Annotated in this window: 20 protein-coding genes; 16 read left to right on the top strand and 4 right to left on the bottom strand. The window is 65.5% G+C overall.

Annotation, left to right across the window (positions count from 1 at the left end; all coding sequences use genetic code 11):
* Positions 1 to 121: 121 nt before the first annotated feature.
* A complete protein-coding gene (locus ABIC75_RS17775) occupies positions 122 to 379 on the bottom strand; it encodes a hypothetical protein (RefSeq protein WP_354015227.1) in 258 nt (85 codons plus the stop codon).
* Between the two features lie 155 nt (positions 380 to 534).
* On the opposite strand from ABIC75_RS17775, the gene aroE reads away from it, so the two are divergent.
* The 6 genes from aroE (at position 535) to ABIC75_RS17745 (ending at position 5,788) form a co-directional block, all read left to right on the top strand.
* Positions 535 to 1,365 (top strand): shikimate dehydrogenase, encoded by an 831-nt coding sequence (gene aroE / locus ABIC75_RS17770; protein ID WP_354015226.1) that lies wholly within the window; start codon positions 535 to 537, stop codon positions 1,363 to 1,365.
* A gap of 10 nt (positions 1,366 to 1,375) precedes the next feature.
* Positions 1,376 to 1,663: a YkgJ family cysteine cluster protein gene (locus ABIC75_RS17765; RefSeq protein ID WP_354015225.1), complete on the top strand. Its 288-nt coding sequence runs from the start codon at positions 1,376 to 1,378 to the stop codon at positions 1,661 to 1,663.
* Between the two features lie 127 nt (positions 1,664 to 1,790).
* Complete coding sequence (locus tag ABIC75_RS17760) at positions 1,791 to 3,557, top strand: peptide-N4-asparagine amidase (protein ID WP_354015224.1); 1,767 nt, start codon at positions 1,791 to 1,793, stop codon at positions 3,555 to 3,557.
* A 152-nt stretch (positions 3,558 to 3,709) separates the two neighbouring features.
* Positions 3,710 to 4,747, top strand: a complete 1,038-nt coding sequence (locus ABIC75_RS17755) for an energy transducer TonB (protein ID WP_354015223.1) — start codon at positions 3,710 to 3,712, stop codon at positions 4,745 to 4,747.
* Positions 4,748 to 4,805: 58 nt separating this feature from the next.
* A complete protein-coding gene (locus tag ABIC75_RS17750) occupies positions 4,806 to 5,096 on the top strand; it encodes a hypothetical protein (RefSeq protein WP_354015222.1) in 291 nt (96 codons plus the stop codon).
* Positions 5,097 to 5,239: 143 nt separating this feature from the next.
* Positions 5,240 to 5,788, top strand: coding sequence for a hypothetical protein (locus ABIC75_RS17745; protein ID WP_354015221.1), 549 nt, complete (start codon positions 5,240 to 5,242; stop codon positions 5,786 to 5,788).
* A gap of 533 nt (positions 5,789 to 6,321) precedes the next feature.
* Here ABIC75_RS17745 and ABIC75_RS17740 read toward each other — a convergent pair.
* Together ABIC75_RS17740 and ABIC75_RS17735 are read right to left on the bottom strand one after the other, a co-directional pair.
* Positions 6,322 to 6,858 carry a gamma carbonic anhydrase family protein gene (locus tag ABIC75_RS17740; RefSeq protein WP_354015220.1) on the bottom strand — a complete coding sequence of 179 codons (537 nt, stop codon included), beginning with the start codon at positions 6,856 to 6,858 and terminating at the stop codon, positions 6,322 to 6,324.
* A gap of 49 nt (positions 6,859 to 6,907) precedes the next feature.
* The gene (locus tag ABIC75_RS17735) at positions 6,908 to 8,623 is read right to left on the bottom strand and encodes a patatin-like phospholipase family protein (RefSeq protein WP_354015219.1); all 1,716 of its coding nucleotides are present in this window, start codon (positions 8,621 to 8,623) and stop codon (positions 6,908 to 6,910) included.
* A gap of 140 nt (positions 8,624 to 8,763) precedes the next feature.
* Here ABIC75_RS17735 and ABIC75_RS17730 point away from each other — a divergent pair, with 140 nt between their 5' ends.
* The 10 genes from ABIC75_RS17730 (at position 8,764) to ABIC75_RS17685 (ending at position 18,702) form a co-directional block, all read left to right on the top strand.
* Positions 8,764 to 10,806 (top strand): M3 family metallopeptidase, encoded by a 2,043-nt coding sequence (locus ABIC75_RS17730; RefSeq protein WP_354015218.1) that lies wholly within the window; start codon positions 8,764 to 8,766, stop codon positions 10,804 to 10,806.
* Positions 10,807 to 10,866: 60 nt separating this feature from the next.
* The gene (gene xth, locus ABIC75_RS17725; RefSeq protein WP_354015217.1) at positions 10,867 to 11,646 is read left to right on the top strand and encodes an exodeoxyribonuclease III; all 780 of its coding nucleotides are present in this window, start codon (positions 10,867 to 10,869) and stop codon (positions 11,644 to 11,646) included.
* A gap of 31 nt (positions 11,647 to 11,677) precedes the next feature.
* Positions 11,678 to 12,355, top strand: coding sequence for a YecA family protein (locus tag ABIC75_RS17720; protein WP_354015216.1), 678 nt, complete (start codon positions 11,678 to 11,680; stop codon positions 12,353 to 12,355).
* Between the two features lie 183 nt (positions 12,356 to 12,538).
* Positions 12,539 to 13,372 (top strand): pirin family protein, encoded by an 834-nt coding sequence (locus tag ABIC75_RS17715; RefSeq protein WP_354015215.1) that lies wholly within the window; start codon positions 12,539 to 12,541, stop codon positions 13,370 to 13,372.
* A gap of 362 nt (positions 13,373 to 13,734) precedes the next feature.
* On the top strand, positions 13,735 to 14,193 hold the full coding sequence (locus tag ABIC75_RS17710) for an SPFH domain-containing protein (RefSeq protein WP_354015214.1): 459 nt from the start codon (positions 13,735 to 13,737) through the stop codon (positions 14,191 to 14,193).
* Between the two features lie 163 nt (positions 14,194 to 14,356).
* Positions 14,357 to 14,992 (top strand): 16S rRNA (guanine(527)-N(7))-methyltransferase RsmG, encoded by a 636-nt coding sequence (gene rsmG / locus ABIC75_RS17705; protein WP_354015213.1) that lies wholly within the window; start codon positions 14,357 to 14,359, stop codon positions 14,990 to 14,992.
* Between the two features lie 52 nt (positions 14,993 to 15,044).
* Positions 15,045 to 15,908 carry a ParA family protein gene (locus tag ABIC75_RS17700; protein WP_354015212.1) on the top strand — a complete coding sequence of 288 codons (864 nt, stop codon included), beginning with the start codon at positions 15,045 to 15,047 and terminating at the stop codon, positions 15,906 to 15,908.
* A gap of 2 nt (positions 15,909 to 15,910) precedes the next feature.
* A complete protein-coding gene (locus tag ABIC75_RS17695) occupies positions 15,911 to 16,783 on the top strand; it encodes a ParB/RepB/Spo0J family partition protein (protein ID WP_354015211.1) in 873 nt (290 codons plus the stop codon).
* 725 nt (positions 16,784 to 17,508) lie between these two features.
* The gene (locus ABIC75_RS17690; protein ID WP_354015210.1) at positions 17,509 to 18,225 is read left to right on the top strand and encodes a glycosyltransferase; all 717 of its coding nucleotides are present in this window, start codon (positions 17,509 to 17,511) and stop codon (positions 18,223 to 18,225) included.
* A gap of 108 nt (positions 18,226 to 18,333) precedes the next feature.
* The gene (locus tag ABIC75_RS17685; protein ID WP_354015209.1) at positions 18,334 to 18,702 is read left to right on the top strand and encodes a DUF488 domain-containing protein; all 369 of its coding nucleotides are present in this window, start codon (positions 18,334 to 18,336) and stop codon (positions 18,700 to 18,702) included.
* Between the two features lie 4 nt (positions 18,703 to 18,706).
* Here ABIC75_RS17685 and ABIC75_RS17680 read toward each other — a convergent pair whose 3' ends face one another.
* Positions 18,707 to 19,666: a patatin-like phospholipase family protein gene (locus ABIC75_RS17680; protein ID WP_354015208.1), complete on the bottom strand. Its 960-nt coding sequence runs from the start codon at positions 19,664 to 19,666 to the stop codon at positions 18,707 to 18,709.
* Positions 19,667 to 19,684 lie beyond the last annotated feature (18 nt).

Below are 19,684 nucleotides of genomic sequence, written 5' to 3'. Positions count from 1 at the left end.
TCGCGCCGCTCCGGCGAGGTGCCCAGCCATCCTGCGGTCAGCAGGTCCTTGCCATCGCACGGAGCCCCACGCCACGGCGTTCCTGCCGCGGCATCCACTGCCAAGTGAATTCGTTGTCGCTTCAGTTCCAGATCAGTGCCGACGCCGTGCGACGGCGCGGGCGAAACAGCAGGCCGAGCAGCTGGCGTGGCAGCGACGGCTCCAGCGCCAGCAACACCACCAGCGGCGCGCCCACCAGCCAGAACGCGGGCGTCCAGCCCAGCGCATGGGTATGTACCGGCACCAGCGTGGTCAGCAGCAGCGCCGCGCCACCCAGCAGCCACAGCAGGGCGGCACCAAGCAGGCGTTCGTGATGGGCGAGTCGGGCGGTCGGGCGCATGGAAGTGTTCCGTCGTCGATGTGGAGCCCAGCGTGCCCGGGGCCGATCTCAAAACCTGCGATGCCTCACCGGGCGCGGCCTGCGGCGGGTAAAATGACGATCCCGGCCCAGCCGGACACCGCCATCGGCGGCATCGACTTTCATCAGGAGCGCGCATGAGTGCAGGACAGTTCGCGGTATTTGGCCACCCCATCAGCCATTCGCTGTCACCGCGGATCCACCAGGCGTTTGCGCGCCAGTTCGGCCTCGAGCTGAGCTACCAGACCATCGACGCAGCGCCGGCACAGTTCACCCACGCCGTGCACGAGTTCTTCGCCGAGGGCGGCCGCGGCGCGAACGTCACGCTGCCGCACAAGAAAGCCGCCTTCGACATGGCGAACGAGCGCAGCGACGCGGCTGTGCGCGCGGGCACCGCCAACGTGCTGACGTTGCTGCCCGGCGGCCGCATCGCCGCGCATAACACCGATGGCGCGGGCCTGGTGCGCGACATCACCGAACGTCATAGCGTGGACCTGCGCGGCCACACCGCCCTGCTGCTGGGCGCCGGTGGCGCCGCACGCGGCGTGGCGTGGGACTTGCTCGATGCCGGCGTGCACACGCTCACCATCGTCAACCGCACGCCGGAAACGGCCGACGCGCTCGCCGACGCCATCGGCGAACCGGCACGCGCGCATACGCGTTACTGGGAAGACCTGGCCGATCTGGGCGCGTTCGACCTGATCGTCAACGCCACGTCGGCCGGCGTGCTCGGCAAATCGCTCGATCTGCCGTTCGCCATCGTGGGCAATCGCGCGCTCTGCTACGACCTCTCCTACGGCCTGGCCGCCAGCGGTTTTCTCGCCTGGGCACGTACGGCGGGCGCGCGCTACGCGTTCGATGGTCTGGGCATGCTGATCGAAACCGCGGCCGATACCTTCGAGCTGTGGCATGGCAAGCGTCCTGACACCGATCCGGTGTACGCCGAACTGCGTCAGCAGTACGCCTGAGCGAGTCGACATGCAGGGCCTGGCATTCACGGCGAATGCGCCCCGTTGCCGGGCCGGCTGTGGCGCGTGCTGCATCGCGCCGTCGATCTCGTCGCCAATTCCCGGCATGCCCAACGGCAAGCCTGCAGGCGTGCGTTGCGTGCAACTCACCGATGACAACCGCTGCGCCATCTTCGGGCGGCCGGAACGCCCCGCCGTGTGCTCCAGCCTGCGCGCCGACGTGGCGATGTGCGGTGATTCGCGCGGCCATGCCATGGCCTATCTCGCGGCGCTTGAAGTCGCAACCTGTAGCGGCTGACAAAGCCTTCACCTTGCTGACGCATCGCAAGAACCTGCATGCGCAGAGTGCGGACGCATAGACGTCTGAGGCACGCATCGCCGTGCTAGCGTGCGCGGCGCAGGGGGCACATCACGGGGAGAACGTTATGGTGCCTGAGGGATTCGTCCGCCTTGGGGCGGCGGCAGCGCTGGCCGCGACGCTGGCGCTTGGTTTTGCTGCGCAAGCTGCGGCCGATCCGGTCGTCGGTTCGAGCAACGTCGCCACGGCCGACCCGACCGTGCCGCGTCCACCCGGTCAACCGTGCGTGGTGACGCTGTTCACCAACGTCGCCTTCGACGATTTCAACGCCCGCCCCTACAGCTATGCGCCGCCCACGTCATGCACGGGCGCATGGTCGAAGGTGGTGCTGGAGGCGGATTTCTCGGTCACCGCCGGGCGCCAGTACGACCGCACGGCCACGCTGTGGCTGGGTGGCGTGAATCTCTACTTCGGCACCACGCAGGAACCCTCGGCCAGCGTGTCGCCCGCATGGCATGTGGAGCGCGACCTCACCGACTACGCGGCGCTTCTGCGCAACGCGGGGCAAGGCCAGGCGATCATCGGCAACCTGGTGAACGACACCTACACCGGCGTGATCCACGGCACCGCGCGATTGCTGTTCTATCCCGCGTCGGCGCGCGCACGGGCGGCGGATGTGCCCGGTGCCGTGTATCCGCTGGGCAGCGATCCGGTAGGCAGCACGGCCACACTCAATACGTCGACCGACAAACTCGCACGCACACTCACTTTGCCGACCAATGTGGAGCGCGCCTATCTGGACGTATTCACGCAAAGCCAGAGCGGCGATGAGTTCTGGTACACCTGCGTGCCCGATGCGTATGCGTCGGAAACCAACGAATGCGGCGGCGGTAATTTCCGCGAGGCGGAGATCAGCATCGATGGCCAGCCGGCTGGTGTCGCGCCGGTGTATCCGTGGGTCTATACGGGCGGTATCGACCCTTACCTGTGGCGTCCCACGCCCGGCGTGCAGGCATTGAACTTCATGCCGTACCGCGTGGACCTCACGCCCTTCGCTGGCCAGTTGAGCGATGGCCAGCCGCACGAAGTGGCCGTGCAGGTGGCCGGTGCCAACGGTTACTTCGCCGCCACGGGCGCCTTGCTGGTGTATCGCGACGCCCACGCCAAACAGGTGACCGGCAAGATCACGCGCAACACGCTCGTCGGCCAGGCCGCCACGCCGACCATCGGCAGCACGCTGGCCTCAGCGAGCAATGGCGACATCAGCGGTGACATCACCACCAGGATCGACCGCCACTTCGTGATCGAGGGTTACGCAAACACTTCGCACGGACGCATCACCAGCACGGTGACGCAGAACACCGGCTTCGACGACACGCAGACGTTCACCATCAACAGCAGCACCTACCGCCAGCAGACCGCGCAGCGCACCTGGTCGGACAGTACCAGCCAGAGTCGCCTCGGCAACTTCCTCACCGCCGAGCGGCATGAGCACTTCAACTATCCGTTCTCGCTCGACTACAACCAGCAGCTGGCCAGCGACGGCAGCACCAACGCCGCCTCCACCGTGCACCAGGGCTATCGCCAGCACGACGAACTGCGCCTGCTGGGCCTGACCGTCTATGGCGCCGATGTGGACAACACGGTCGATACGCAGGACACGCTGGTGTTCGACGCCAGCGGCAACCTGAGCAGTCACGGCGGACAGCAGAGCGCGCAGTCGTTCGCCTTCCGCGACACGCTGGGCAGCTGCTATCGCGCCACGCTCGCCACGCAGGCCGGCGCGGTAACCAGCACGAACGCGGGCAAGGGTTGCCCGGATGGCAGCAACCGCGTGTCGTGGTTCGCCCATCCTGACGGCTCGCCGGACAGCAGCCTGTTGCCGGGTCGCTGATGATCCATTGCGCAGTTCACACGCCATGATCGACACATCGGACGTGTGAACTGCGTCACGTCTGTCGATGCGGGGCAACATCGCCGCAACATGACGCATCTAAGCTTGCGCGCCCAGCCGGCGCGCCGGCTTCCTTTGTCCATGTGTGGCCCATGTCCCCCGCTTCGTCGCGTCGTCGTGCCCAAGGTGTCGTCCGTTACAGCCTGCTGATCCTCATCGTGCTCATCGCAGTGGCGGGTGGCGTGATCTTCTGGCAGATCAAGCATGGCCAGGATGCCGATCAACCCTCGCAAGGCGTGGTCGCCGCGGCCGGACCGGTGGTGCGCGCAGGCATCGGTACCGACGAATTGCTGCAGCACGCGCGTGATGCCATGGCGGCACAGCGTTTGCTGGCGCCCGCAGGCAACAACGCCTTCGAGCTGTACCTCGCCGTGCTCAAGCGCGAACCGGGCAACCGCGTGGCGCAGGATGCGTTGCGCGAGATCTTCCCGTTTGCCGCGCACGCCGCCGAGCAGACCATCGACAACGGCGACGATGCCGAAGCGCAGCGGCAGATCGATCTGCTGACCCGCGCTGATCCCCAGAACTACACGCTTACCCTGTTGCAGGCCAAGCTGCAGGCACAGCGCACGGCCACTGCCGAGCAGGCGCAGCAAGCGAATCGTCGCGAACCACCGCCGTCATCGACCGCCAAGACACCATCGCCGACGCCCATGACTCAAGCCGTGGCGGCTGCGCCGGTTCCGCCGCCGCCGTCGCCAACACCTGCGCCGGCCGCGCCCGCCAAGCCGGCCAACACGATGACGCCCGCCGAGCTGGCCATTGCCCAGTTGCATGTCGAATCTACCCAGGTGGAAGCCGCGCCGAAGTCGGCCGTCCGTCCGCGCGCGCCTGCACCCGCTCCCGTGGCCGACGCCAATGGTGCGAGCGCGCCCGTGCTTACGCATCGCGTGGAACCGGCGTATCCGCCGGATGCCAAGCGCACGCGTCGCCAGGGCTGGGTGGACGTGACATTCACCGTGGAACCGGATGGCTCGGTGATCGGCGCCACCGTGGCCGACGCCGATCCCAAGTACGTGTTCGATCGCGCGGCGGTCAGCGCGGTGTCGCGCTGGCAGTTCACGCCGGGCATGCAGGACGGCAAGCCGGTGGCCTTGCAGATGCATCAGCGCATCGAGTTCCGCCTGTAATGTCGTCACGCAGGAACGAAAGCGCATAATCGGTCGCGGCCCATTGCGGAGTCACGTCATGCAGCGCTTCATCGCCCTTGCCGTTCTCGCCGTCGCCATGATGCTGGGTGCATGCCAGGCGACGACCCCCGTCACGCCCACGCCGGTGCATGGCTTCGTCACGGACATGAAAGCGTTCGACACCTTCATCGCCACGCATCCGACGCCCGAGCAGTTTCGCGCGACGTATCCGGACGTGCAGCTGGTAATGCCGGGCAGCATCACCACAATGGAATTCCGCTCGAACAACAGCCGTTACTATCCGCAGCTCGACAAGGATGGACGCATCATCGGCGGCCACTTCAGCTGAGCGCGCAACGGTGCGGACGTCCATACGTAGGCGGTTCATCAAGTCACATCGCTGACATGATGTATCGATAATGTGACACAGTTCCGCCGGGACGCCTGAAGGCAGGCGTGCCTGCGTGCGGGTCACATCGATGTAACGGTGCCATGTCTCGTCTTGCTTCCCTCGCGCCGCGTCAGCGTGTGCTCGTCGTCGTGTCCCTGACCGTGCTTGTCGCCATTGGCGGCGGCATTTACTTCTGGTCGAAGGGTGGTTCCGCATCCGGTGCCACCACGGCGTCCGCGGCGGATGCGTCGGCTTCCGGTGGCGACGACAGCGGCGTCGGCATTCTGCTCGGCCTGGCCAAGACTGCCGTGTCCGAAAAACGCCTGGTGGCGCCGGCCGGCAGCAATGCCTATGAGTTCTACCTCAGCGTGCTGCAGCTCGATCCGCAGAACAAGGTGGCGCTCGATGATTTGCACGAATCGTTTCCCACCGCCTCGGCGGACGTGGAGCGAGCGATCAACAACAACAACCTCGACGAAGCCCAGCGCGAACTCTCGCTGCTGCGCGAATTCGACAGCACCAACTACATCCTCTCGTTGCTCGGCGGCAAACTGGATGCGCAGCGCCAGATCCAGATCCGCCAGGACGAAGCCCGCGCCGCCGCCATGCAGGCGCAGCAGCAATCGGCGGGCAACGGTTCGATGCTGTAAATCGATCAGGCACAACAGCTAGCGTTGATTTCTAGAAGAAAGCGATCAGCTTTAAGTCCTCTTCGCCTCGGCGCCTAGCGGCGTAGCCGCAACGTTGATTAGAGAGATCGCCACGCTTCCGAGCCCCTCAGCCGCCAAAGCTCATATCCCACAGAACGCTATGAGCCCATCGCTCTAAAGGCCATTTTCTTTGGGTTACTTTTCTTTTGGGCCAGCAAAAGAAAAGTGACTCGAGCGGCGGCAGCCGATCGAAACGCCCGCCGCGTAGGCGGCACGCTGGCGGCAGAGCTGCAGAACGACGACAGCAACGGTTTCGCGACAATCACAACGCAAAGTCACTGGATGACCAGCCTTCGGCTGTTGAAAAGCGCCTCCTGCCTTCGCAGGAATGACGAGCTGGGAGGTTCCTGGCAGCTGAAAGACGCCTCCCACCCTTGCCCCCTTTTGGGGCTCGCAGGAATGACGGCATGGATGGGACGGTCACGCAAACGTCCACCGCCCATGTATCTCGATAAGACAGCAAAACAACCCCATCACTGCGCCGCGAGATAATCATCCTTCATGCGAACGTAATGATCCGCCGAGTAGTGCAACTGCTCGATCTGCTCAGCACTCAACACGCGCACCTTCTTGGCCGGGTTGCCCAGCCACAGCTCACCCTCGCCCACCACCTTCCCCGGCGGAATCACGCTGCCCGCGCCCACGAAACCGTGCTTCTTCACCACGGCGCCGTCCAGGATGGTGGCGTGCATGCCTATCAGGCAGTAATCCTCGATGGTGCACGCATGGACCACCGCGCCGTGCCCGATGGTGACGCCCTCGCCGATGATCGTGGGCATGCCGCCCGGCGAGTAGGGGCCATCGTGCGTGACATGCACGACCGCCGCGTCCTGCACATTGGTGCGCGCACCGATACGGATGAAGTTCACGTCGCCGCGCAGCACGGCGCCCGGCCAGACGGAGACATCGTCGAACAATTCCACCGCACCGATGACGGTGGCCGCGGGGTCGACATAGACGCGCTGGTGCAGCGTGGGCCAGATGCCCTTGTATTTGCGTAGAGGATCCATGCGGCCATGTTACCTCGCCGGTCCGTGTGCGGCGCGAAAAGCCGCGCGTTCACGACAGTTTTTCCAGCATGTCCCTCGTATAGAGATAGCCCGCTTCCATCGCGCGCTCCCAGTCTTTCCAGTCGAGCATGCCGATGTGTTCCAGCGGCGGCGTCAGCAGGAGGTCGGCCCGGTCGCGGCGATGCTCGCTGGGGCCTTCGCTGTTGACCATGGCAGCGCGCACCAATGTGGAAACCAGGCCCGGCCGCTGGATGTCCTGGCGCCCCAGCACCAGCTGCCACCACGGCGGCGTGGCGAATTCCTCGGCGGTGGTGAGTAGCGAAATCTCCGCGCGAATGTCGATCGCGGTGATGTGGGCCATGCCGTCGTCGGCCATCACGTCGGTGGGCAGGTTGTCGACCAACGCGCCGTCCACGAATACGCGGCCGTGATGCAGCACCGGCGGCAACACGCCGGGAATGGCGCTGGACGCGCGCAGCCACAGCCACAGCGGCCCTTCGCGGTGAACCATCATGCCGTCGCCCGACAGGCAGGTGGACACGCAGAAGAACGGCAGCGTGAGGTCTTCGATGTCGAGCGCACCGAACGCGCGACGCAACATCAGCGCGGCGCGGCGGCCGCGCGTGAGCGCCACGATCGGCAGCGTCCAGTCCGACAGCGGGCGGCCCTGCACGAACGCGCGGCGCAAGGTGTCGATGGTGGTGTCCAGATCCCAGCCGGCGGCCACGCTGGCGCCGATGATCGCGCCGATGCTGGTACCGCCTACCGCGTCGAACGTGTGGCCAGCCTCGTACAGCGCGCGCAATGCACCCAGGTGCGCCACGCCGCGCGCACCGCCGCCGGCCAGCACCAGTCCACGCGCGTTGCCGCTGATCACGCGCGCCAGGCGTGCCATGTCCGAACGGCCGCCCACGTGATGGTGCTGCACTTCGCCGCTGAACTGCGCACGCCAACGCTGCGCCGCCCCCAGCGCCGGCTGCCGGCCCGGATGCAGCAGAATCAGATGGCGTGGACGATGTCCCGCACGCGCGGGATGCATGGGCGCCGCTTCCGGCCAGGGGCGCGCCGGCTGCGCGGCCAGCGTGGGCAGCAACAGCACATCCGCCTGCCGCAGGCATCGCTGGCGCCACAGTTCATCGCCGATGCTGTCCAGGTAGATGACGAAACGGGCCTGCGCCTCGCGTTCGGCGAACCAGTCGCTGCCGCGTCCGGCGCCATGTTCGGCGTCGATCACCGCGCAGCTGCCCCAGCGCTCCAGCTCCATTGCCAGCTGCATGGCCAGCGAACGGGCAGGGACGTCCGCGTTCGCCGGCAGCAAGGCGAAGGTGCGCGCAACGCCTGGACGCTCATCGCCGCGCATGCGCTCCTGCATGCGCGCGATGGCAACGCGCGCCACACCCATCATCGCCTGCGGATGGCGCTGGATCAGCGCCTCGTAGGTGGCCAGGTCCAGCCGCAACAGCTCGCTGTCGCGCAACGCCCGTGCGGTGTAGTGGCGGCTCTCGCCGGTGATGAGGCCGATCTCGCCGATGCTGTCGCCCGCCGCCACCAGGCGCACCCATTCGGTGGGGCCGGCGAACACGCCCAGGCTGCCGCTCATCACGAAGTAAAGCGCGTCCGACGGATCGCCCTGTTTGAACAGCGTGCGGCCACCAGGCAAGGAAAACCATTGGAGTTCCGGGACCAACGCCGCCAGTGCCGCGTCCCCCAGGTGTCCGAACACATCGCTTCGACGCAGCAGGGCGGAAAAATCGGGCTTGGACATGGCGCGGGATGGTACGGGCAGGGTTGTGACAAATCGTGACGACCGGGTGTCGTGGCCGCTTGATTTCACCCACCCGGGTCGCCACGCTGGGGTGCAGCCCGCAGACCCGCCATCGGCAGGCCGGGCGTTCAGGAGACACCATGGAAAACACCAATCCGCTGCTGGCCGACGACACGCTGCCGGCGTTTTCGCAGATCCGCCCCGAGCACGTCACGCCCGCCATCGACACCTTGCTGGCCGATTACCGCGCCGGCATCGAGGCCCTGACCGGCCCCCACGCGCCGCACGACTTCGACAGCGTCATGCTCACCCAGGAACGGCTGGAGCAGCGTCTGGCGCGCGCCTGGGCACCGGTGGGTCACCTGCATTCGGTGGCGGACAGCGAAGCGCTGCGCGAGGTCTACGGCCCGGCGGAGGAAAAACTCACCGATCACGCCATTGAGGTTGGCCAGAACCGCGAGCTCTACCAGGCCGTGCAGGCGCTGGCCGATGCGCCGGACTTCGCCAGCCTGTCGCGCCCGCAGCGCGCGCTGGTGGAACATGCGTTGCGTGATTTCCGCCTGTCCGGCGTGGCGCTGGAAGAGCCCGCACGCTCGCGTTATCGCGAAATCGGCGTGGAGCTGAGCCGCCTTTCCACCGAATTCTCCAACGCCGTGCTCGATGCCACCGATGCGTGGCACGAACACATCACCGACGAGCGCGACCTGGCCGGCATTCCCGAATCCGGCCGCGCGGTGCTGCGCCAGTACGCCAAGGAGCAGAACCTCGACGGCTATCTCGTCACGCTCAAGCAGCCCAGCGTGCAGGCCGTGCTCACCTACGCCGACAATCGCGGCCTGCGCGAACGCGTGTACTGGGCTTATCAGACGCGCGCTTCCGACCAGGGTCCGCAGGCCGGCAAGTACGACAACAGCCAGCGCATCGAGCGCATCATGGCGCTCCGCTACGAAGCCGCGCGCCTGCTCGGCTTCGCCAATGCCGCCGAGGAGTCGCTGGCCACCAAGATGGCCGGCTCGCCCACCGAGGTGATGGAATTCCTGCACGACCTCGCGCAGCGCGCCAGGCCGGTGGCACGCAACGAACTCAACGGCCTGCGCGAATTCGCCACCAACGAACTGAAGCTCGACAACCTCGAATCGTGGGACGTCGGCTACGCCTCGGAAAAACTGCGCCAGCAGCAGTACGACCTCGACGAGGAACAGCTCAAGCCCTACTTCCCGCTGCCGGCGGTGATCGACGGCTTGTTCGGCCTCACCCAGCGCCTGTACGGCATCACGCTGAGCGCGCGCGACGACGTCGACGTGTGGCATCCGGACGTGCGCTATTACGACGTGCGCGATGCCGATGGCCGCGTGTTCGCCGGTGCCTATGTCGATCTGTATGCGCGCACTGGCAAGCGTGGCGGCGCATGGATGGATGTGTGCCGCGCACGCTTCCGCGATGGCGACAACGAACAGTTGCCGGTGGCCTTCCTCACCTGCAACTTCGCGCCGCCTACCGAAGGCCGCCCTGCGCTGCTCACGCACGACGACGTGCTCACCCTATTCCACGAATTCGGCCACGGCCTGCATCACCTGCTGACCGAGATCGCCCTGCCTTCCATCGGCGGCATCGACGGCGTGGAATGGGACGCGGTGGAACTGCCCAGCCAGTTCATGGAGAACTTCGGCTGGAACCGCGAAGCGCTCGATCTGTTCGCGCGTCATTACGAAACCGGCGAACGCCTGCCGGACGAGCTGTTCCAGCGCATGCTGGCCGCGCGCCATTTCCACGCCGGCCTGTTCCTGGTGCGCCAGCTCGAATTCGCCATGTTCGATTTCCTGTTGCACCTGGAATACGACCCCAGCCAGGGCGCACGCACCATGGAAGTACTGGAGGAAGTGCGCCACGACGTGGCCGTGCTGCATCCGCCGGCATGGCAGCGTTTCCCACACGCGTTCTCGCACATCTTTGCAGGCGGCTACGCGGCCGGTTACTACAGCTACCTGTGGGCCGAACTGCTCAGCGCCGACGCCTTCGGCGAGTTCGAGGAACACGGCGTGATCGACCGCTCCACCGGGGATCGCTTCCGCCGGGAAATCCTCGCCGTGGGCGCCAGCCGCCCGGCCATCGAAAGCTTCATTGCCTTCCGTGGCCGCGCGCCGGAGCCCGAAGCCCTGCTGAAAAGCCACGGCCTTGCCTGAGGCATGCCGCCGCCCGACACGGGCGGCAGTGTCCGGCCAGCCTTCGCATACAATGGCCCGATGAAAATCGCCTCATGGAACGTGAACTCGCTGAAGGTGCGCCTGCCGCACCTCACGCAGTGGCTGGCCGACGCACAACCGGACGTGGTGGCGTTGCAGGAAACGAAGCTGGAGGACGGCAAGTTCCCGGTCGATGAACTGGCGGCCGCCGGCTATCGCGCGGTGTTCTCCGGCCAGAAGACCTACAACGGCGTGGCCATGCTGGCGCGTGCGGACCTCAAGGGCGAATTCGAGGACGTCGTCACCGACATCCCGAACCTGGACGATCCGCAGCGACGCATCCTGGCGGCCACCATCGGCGGCGTGCGCTTGGTGGATCTGTACGTGGTCAACGGCAAGGCCGTGGGCGACGAAAAATACGCGTACAAGCTCGATTGGCTGGCCAAGATGCGCGAGTTCCTGGCGCGTGAAATCGAACGCCATCCCCACCTCGTGGTGCTGGGCGATTTCAACATCGCGCCGGACGACCGCGACGTGTACGACCCGGTCGCCTGGGGCGAGGACATCCTGTGTTCGCCGCCCGAGCGCGAGGCGCTCAAGCGCATCACCGATCTGGGCCTGCACGACAGCTTCCGCCTGTTCGAACCGGCGGGTGAACACTTCAGCTGGTGGGACTACCGTCAGGCTGCCTTCCGGCGCAACATGGGTCTGCGCATCGACCTGATCCTGATCGGCGACGCCCTGAAATCCGCGGCAAAAACGGCCTCCATCGACCGCACGCCGCGCACTTGGGAACGCCCTTCGGATCACACGCCGGTAACGGTTGATCTGGATATCTAAGCACCAAAGCAACACCGCAAACAGGCAACGGATGAATACACCCAACACCGAGTGGCCCAGTTCGCTAGGCGACGACGAACTCGACGAACTGGATACCTACCTGCGCGGCCATGTCGGCGAGGGCGACCTGCTGCTCGACGGCGTGCACGGTCTGCTCTCCGCGCTCGCGGTGGGCCCAATGCAGGTGCTGCCAGAAGAGTGGCTGCCCGAAGTGCTGCACGAACCCTTCACCGACGAAACCGAAGGCAATCGCGTGCTGGCCTTGCTGGCCAAACTCAACGATTCGATCACGGCCGAACTCGACGTCGACGCCTACGAACCCATCCTCGGCGAAGTGGATACGGAAACCGGCCCGGTACTCTCCGCCGCCGGCTGGTGCGAAGGCTTCAGCCGCGGCATCGACCTGCGCGCAGGACTGTGGGAAAAGCGTCTTGCCGACGACCCGCATCTGATGGAAATGCTCGGGCCGGTGATGGCGCTGGCGGTGGACGAAGGCATCCTCAACGCTGATGCGGAATTCGAAAAGCTCAGCGACGACGAATACGACGAGTGCTTGGCGCAGGTGCCCGCCGTGCTGGTTGCGGTGAATCACTACTGGGACGAGCATCCGGTGAGTGAGTCGGAAATCGAAGCCGCCGTGCGTCCGGCCGCGGAAAAGGAACCGTCGTCGGCACCGCCGCGCCAGCGCAGCGGACACTGGGTGCATTGAGTGCAGGAGTGAGTGACGAGGAGTGAGGGGAGAGAGGAAGGCGCTTCACTCGCCGCCTTCGCTTACTTCTCACTCCCCTCACTCACTTCTCGCTCTCAGCGAACAATCCGTTCCCCGCGCGCGTCTTGGACCCACGCCACCGCGGCGCCATCATGTTGGGCAGTCCACTTTCTGGAGACAGCCATGACTGAGCGCAGCATTCTCCGCCGCATCCGCGGCGTCGACACATCCGATGGCGCGGGTGTGAAGCTCAAGCGCGTCATCGGCCAGCCCGGCCTGGACATGCTCGATCCGTTTCTTCTGCTGGACGAGTTCCGTTCCGACCAGGCGGGCGATTACATCGCGGGATTCCCCGAGCATCCGCATCGCGGTTTCGAAACCGTGACCTACATGCTCGCGGGCCATATGAAGCACCGCGACAACCACGGCAACAGCGGCGACCTGGTGCCGGGCAGCGTGCAGTGGATGACCGCTGGCCGCGGCATCCTGCATTCGGAAATGCCCGAGCAGGAAGACGGCCTGATGTGGGGCTTCCAGCTGTGGGTGAACCTGCCCGCGAAGGACAAGATGATCGCGCCGCGTTACCAGGACATCGGTCCGGAACGCATTCCGGTCGTGCGTCCTGCGGAAGGCGTGGAAGTGAAGGTGATCGCCGGTGAGTTTGCCGGCGTGACCGGCCCAGTGGCGGAGATCGTTACGCAGCCGATCTATCTCGACATCTCGGTGCAGCCGGGTGCCTCGATCACCATCCCGTTGCCCGAAGGCCACGCAGGCTTTGCCTATGTGTTCGATGGCAAGGACGCCGACGTGGCCGGCCAGCCGCTCGCACGCAGCGATCTGGCCGTACTGTCGCGCAGTGGCGATCTGCGCATCGCCGGCCGCGACACGGCAGCGCGCGTGTTGCTGGTGGCCGGTCATCCGCTCGATGAGGCAGTGACCCGCTACGGGCCGTTCGTGATGAATACACCCGAAGAGATTCATCAGGCGATTGCGGACTTCCGCGCCGGCAAGTTCTGACGCAGGGCAGCCACACAGTCGGCCGCAACACCCGCCACCCCGGTTCGCCGGGGTGGCTTTTTTCTGGGAACTGCCGGGTCAGGTGCGCCACGCCGGCGAGGCGGCACTCAAGGCATCCCTCGAGCCGCCGTTAACAACTTGTAAGGGAGTTCGAGCGGCAACGGCCGACTTGGCAAGATCGATGCATGACCATCGTGCCTGCTAGCAAGTTCTCAAAATCAGAGAGTTAGCGCAAAAGTTGGGTTGTAAGCGGGCGCCAGGATGTCGTTAAATAAGGATTAATCTAAACCGGTGCAAGTGGCTGTACTATCTACTTACAGTTCTTGCGAAGAAAACATACATAACTCGTTGTATCTATTGCCATGAATGCCCTGATTACTCTCGTTGTCCTGGCCCTGATCGCGACGTTCGTCACCGCGATCAAGCGCGTGCCGGCCGACCAGGTGCATAGCCTCTATCGTCGAGGCAAGCCGTATCGCCTGCTGCAGCCGGGTACCCATATGGCGCTTCCACTGATCGACCGCGTGGAGCACCGCATCAACCTCTGCGGCCAGGTGCTGCGTTTCGAGGAGCCGCTGCCCAACGCCCACGACGTGCGTGGCACGGTCTACTGGCAGGTGCTGGAGCCGGAACGCGCTGACGCCGTGATCGACCAGGCCGACCAGCTGATCCGTGGCGGCGCCCTGGCGGCGCTGCGCGACGAGCCGGAAGCCTTCCAGGCCGATCGCCGCGACCTGGGCTCGCGCCTCAAGCAGAGCATGAATGGCGCCCTGCGCGAGCGCGGCATGATGGTGACGCGCGTGGAGCTGGAATTCGCCTGATCCGGTGTGCTGCCGGACAGGCCCTGGCGAAGGTGGCCTAAGAGCACCCGCCACAGGGGAGACCCTTGAAGCCCGCTACGGCGGGCTTTTCTTTATCCCGCGTGCTGGCATCGCGGGCCATCGGCCCGGATACTTGCGGCCCTATTTGTTCCAGGCGCTCTCCATGACCTCACGCCAAGACCTGCAAACCCGGTTGGAACGCGGCATCGCCGCGCTTGGCGTGCAGCTGCCGGCGGGCGCCGTGGAGCGCTTGCTGGACTACCAGGCGCTGCTGGCGCGCTGGAATGCCACCTATAACCTCACCGCCATCCGCGATCCGATGGAAATGGTCAGCCGCCATTTGGTCGATTCGCTGGCGATCCTGCCGTACGTGCAAGGCCAGACGCTGGCCGATCTGGGCACCGGCCCGGGCCTGCCGGGCATTCCGCTGGCCATCGCGCGGCCGGAGTTGCAGGTGCTGCTGGTGGATTCCAACGGCAAGAAGGTCCGCTTCCTGCGCGAGGCCATTCGCTCACTCAAGCTTGAGAACGTGCGTGCCGTGCAATCGCGCGTGGAAGAGGTCGAAGGCCAGTTCGACTGCATCACCGCGCGCGCCTTCGCCAGCCTGGAGGACATGCTGGCCTGGGGTGGTCACCTTTTGACCAAGGACGGCATCTGGCTCGCCATGAAGGGCAGACATCCCGACGAGGAATTGCCCGGCGTGCCGGCCGGTTTCGAGGTGAGGGGCATCCATACGCTGGTGGTGCCCGAGGTGGGCGGCGAGCGCCATCTCGTGGTGCTGGGCCACACAGCCGGCTGAGCAGGCTGCTAATCTAGCCCCCTTTTCACTCGTTCACGGTATCGACGACACCATGGCCCGCATCATCGCTGTCGCCAACCAGAAAGGTGGTGTCGGCAAGACCACCACCGCCGTCAACCTCGCCGCCGCGCTGGCTGCCGCCAAGCGCAAGGTGCTGCTGGTCGATCTCGACCCGCAGGGCAACGCGACCATGGCATCGGGTGTGGACAAGCGCGTGGCCAAGCCTAATGGCTGCGAAGTGCTGCTGGACGAGGCGCCGATCGAGCAGGCCATCGTCAAGACCGAAGCGCATTACGACCTGCTGCCCGGCAATGGCGACTTGACCGCCGCCGAGCTGAAGCTGATGGACGCGATCGCTCGCGAGAGCCGTCTGAAGGATGCGCTGGCCAAGATCGCCGACCGCTACGACATCGTCCTCATCGACTGCCCGCCCTCGCTGCACCTGCTCACGCTCAACGCGCTGGCGGCGGCCACGGGCCTGTTGATTCCGGTGCAGTGCGAATACTTCGCGCTGGAAGGTCTTTCCAGCCTGCTCGACACGGTGAAGGCCGTGCGCCAGCGCTTGAATCCCAACCTGGAAATCGAAGGCCTGCTGCGCACCATGTACGACGTGCGCAACAACCTCGGCAACGAAGTGTCCGCGCAGCTGACCACGCATTTCGGCGACAAGGTGCTGCGCTCGATCATCCCGCGCAATGTGCGTCTGGCCGAGGCGCCCAGCCACGGCCAGCCGATCCATCTGTACGACCGCAGTTCGCGCGGCGCCATCGCCTATATCGGCCTGGCCGGCGAGATGATCCGCCGCGATCGCAACCAGCAGGCGGCGGCGCAGGATCAGGCCAACGACGTGATCACGCCGACGCTGCACGAGAGTGACGAGACGCTCGACGACATCGTCGACATCCATCAGGAGTAAGCATGTCTGCTGCGAAAAAACGGGGCCTGGGTCGTGGGCTCGATGTGCTGCTCGGCGGCAACGACGAACCCGGCAAGCCCTCGGTGCTCGAGCAGGAAGGCGAGCTTCGCACACTGCCGATCCAGCAGATCCAGCCCGGCAAATACCAGCCGCGCCGTCACTGGAACGATGAAGCACTGGACGAACTGGCCGCATCCATCCGCGCGCAGGGCCTTATCCAGCCCGTGGTGGTGCGCCAGATCGGCAAGAACCAGTTCGAGCTGATTGCCGGCGAACGCCGCTGGCGTGCCGCGCAGCGCGCGCAGCTGTCGGAACTGCCGGTGCTGGTGAAGGACGTGCCCGAAGTGGCCGTGCCGGCCATGGCGTTGATCGAGAACATCCAGCGCCAGGACCTCACGCCGCTGGAAGAAGCCGACGCGCTCAAGCGCCTCATCGACGATTTCGCCCTCACCCACCAGCAGGCCGCCGAGGCCGTGGGCCGCTCGCGTGCCGCCGTTTCCAACCTGCTTCGCCTGACGGAGCTGCCGGTATCCATCAAACGCCTGCTCGATGAAGGCAAGCTGGAAATGGGCCACGCCCGCTGCCTCATCACGCTGCCCGAAGGCATGGCCGAAGGCCTTGCGCTGGAAGCGTCGCGCCACGGCTGGAGCGTGCGCGAGCTGGAAGAAGCGGCGCGCCGCGCCCAGACCGCACCCAAGGGCAAGGCCAAGAACGCGCCTGCGCGTGATCCGAATATCGATGCGCTGGAACGCGAGCTGGGCGAGCGCTTTGCCACGCGTGTGGAGTTGGCGCATGGGCGCGGTGGCAAGGGCAAGCTGGTGATCCACTATCACAGCAATGACGAGCTGGATGGAATTTTGGGGAAGATTCGCTGAGGCGAATCGGCTCGCTTCTTTGTTCTTGCTCTGAGCGTTTGCTTGTCGTGTGATCGCGACTTGGCTCGCCTGCGGCGGGCTTCCGACCTGCTGCCGCATCCCTGCGGCCACCCTACGGGCTTTCCTCCACCCGCCCGCCGCTGTCATACGGGGACCTCGAAGAGCCAAGAGCAAAAGCTCGTCTTCGCGACGCTTCCGCGAGCACCCGCCCCTCACCCCGACCCTCTCCCACAAGGGGAGAGGGAGAAGTGGAGTGCGCGGAGAGGACGTAAGAGCGAAGCCAAAGCAAAGGCCGATGCGAAGCGAGGCTCCGCTTTAAGTCCTCAGCGATTCGGGCGCGTTGCGCAGCGCTGGGGTATACCCGCTGTGTGGCCTCCCATGGGTGTCCCGCCACAATCGTCCTCGAGCGTTCGGGCTTATCCCTGCACGATGCTGCGAGCCTTTGCTCTAAAGGCCATTCTCTTTGGGTTACTTTTCTCTTGGGCCAGCAAGAGAAAAGTGACTCGAGCGGCGGCAGCCGATCGAAACGCCCGCCGCGCAGGCGGCCAGGTCGCGGAACCCCTGCATAAGGGCGACAACAACCCCGCCGCCACAACCACCGGGCGCCTCACCCCTAGATCCTCCCCGCAAAACCCGATGCACCCCAGTCCTGACGCCAAGCCTCCCACCCACTAGAATGGCGCCCTGGCGCCAAGCGCCCCCTGTTAAAGACCAAGGCTCTCCCCATGCCACAACTGTCCGTCGTCGTGCCGGTGTTCAACGAGCGCGACAACATTCCGCCGCTGCTCGCCGAAATCGCCGCCGCCCTGCGCGGCCAGGTGGATTTCGAAGTTGTCTACGTGGATGACGATTCCAGCGATGACAGCGTGGCCGTGCTGGCCGCGGAGAAGGCGAAGTACCCGGAACTGCGCATCGTGCGTCACCTGACCCGCAGCGGTCAGAGCACGGCGGTGTGGAACGGTGTGCGCGCCGCGCGTTCGCCGTGGATCGCCACGCTGGACGGCGATGGCCAGAACGATCCGGCCGATATTCCCAAGCTGCTTGCCCAGCGCGACAAGAGCGCGCCGGAAGTGCGCTTGTTTGCTGGCTGGCGTACCACGCGTCGCGATAGCTTCAACAAGCGCATTTCCTCCAAGATCGCCAACGCAGTGCGTTCGCGCATGCTCAAGGACTCCACGCCCGACACCGGCTGCGGCCTCAAGTTGTTCGACCGCGATGTGTTCATGCGCCTGCCCTACTTCGACCACATGCATCGCTATCTGCCGGCGCTGGTGAAGCGCGCGGGTTTCCAGAGTACCAGCGTGCCGGTGGGCCATCGTCCACGCACGGCGGGCACGTCCAAGTACGGCATGCTCGATCGCCTGTGGGTGGGCATTGCCGACCTGCGTGGCGTGGCGTGGCTGATGCGTCGTGGCAAGGTGACCCAGGTCGAAGAGATCTGACGCTTACCCCGTAGCGGCACGCGCGAGAAGAGCATCACAGGTCGCAGCCTTCGACGTGCTCTTCATGAGCGTATGCTGATGATTCGTGCTTCGGGAGGCCGCCCGTCCATGAGCATCGCCGTCAAGCGTATCTACGAATCGCCCGCGAAGAGCGATGGCTATCGCGTCCTGGTGGACCGCGTCTGGCCGCGTGGCATGAAGAAGGAGGATGCCGCGCTCGATGCCTGGAGCAAGGAACTCGCGCCCTCCACGGCCTTGCGCAAGTGGTTCGGCCACGATCCCTCGCGCTGGGAAGGTTTTCGCCATCGCTACGCCACCGAACTCGATGCCGCCGCCGAGCATTGGCGGCCGCTGCTGACGCAGGCTTCGCGTCACCGCATAACCTTATTGTTTGGCGCGCGCGACGAAGAGCACAACAATGCGGTGGCGTTGAAGTGCTATCTCGATGCGTTGCTAAAGGCTCACGGCCAGCAGTGAAACCTCAGGGTCGTCCGGCGTAGACGCTGGCGCGCGTCGGCTGCCAGTTGGCCAGCGCCAGGCGCGCCTGTTTGCGGCCCATCTCGATCAGCTCACCCGCGCGATAGAACTCGTACACCGTGGCCACGTTGCGCGGCATGCGGATCAACAGGTCGGGCTCATAGGCCGCCAGGCGCAGGCGCGAGAGATTGGCCTGCATCAGGTCCATCGATTGCATCAGCAGTTCCAGCACGCCCGGTTCACGCGGCTTCTCGGCGCCGTGCGGCATGAGCCTGCTGATGAAGTCGCCGATGCGCGAACGATAGCCTTCGTCGCCGTCCGTGGGTGTGGCCGATACTTCATCCGGCGTGCCGGCATCGGGCGGGCCGTCCATGCTCACGGCGAACAGGTAGTCTGCCGGTTCGCGGATCAGCGGCGTCACCGGCACGGGATTGAGCAGGCCACCATCGATCAGCCGCCGCTCCGACAACATGTGCGGGCGAAACAGGCTGGGAATGGCGATGGATGCGCGAATCGCATCGAACAGCGGGCCGCGCGTGAGCCAGACTTCGCGTTCGCGATCCAGGTCGGTTGCCACGGCGGTGTAGGCAATGGGCAGGTCTTCGATGGCCGCATCGCCGATCAGCCCGCGCATCGTCTCGATGATGCGTTCGCCCTTGATGAGGCCGCCGCCAGAGAGCGTCCAGTCGACCAGTTTCAGCACGTCCATCTTCGCCAGCGAGCAAACCCAGTCGCGATAGACGTCCAGCTTGCCCATGGCGTAGATGCCGCCGATGAGCGCGCCCATCGAAGTGCCCGCAATGGCCACGATCTCGTAGCCCTGCGCTTCGATCTCTTCGATGGCACCGATGTGCGCCAGACCTTTGGCGCCGCCGGAACCAAGTGCGAGCGCGACGGTCGGTCTCTTGGTGACGTTGGCTTCGGCAGGAAGCGTGGAGGGATCGGCGATATCGGTGGCGCTCATGGCTCAGACGACAAGAAG

The organism is Dyella japonica (genome assembly GCF_040545895.1).
GTDB lineage: Bacteria > Pseudomonadota > Gammaproteobacteria > Xanthomonadales > Rhodanobacteraceae > Dyella > Dyella japonica_D.
The sequence above is the reverse complement of the archived record's forward strand: the minus strand, read 5'-3'. Positions and strand labels throughout refer to the sequence as shown.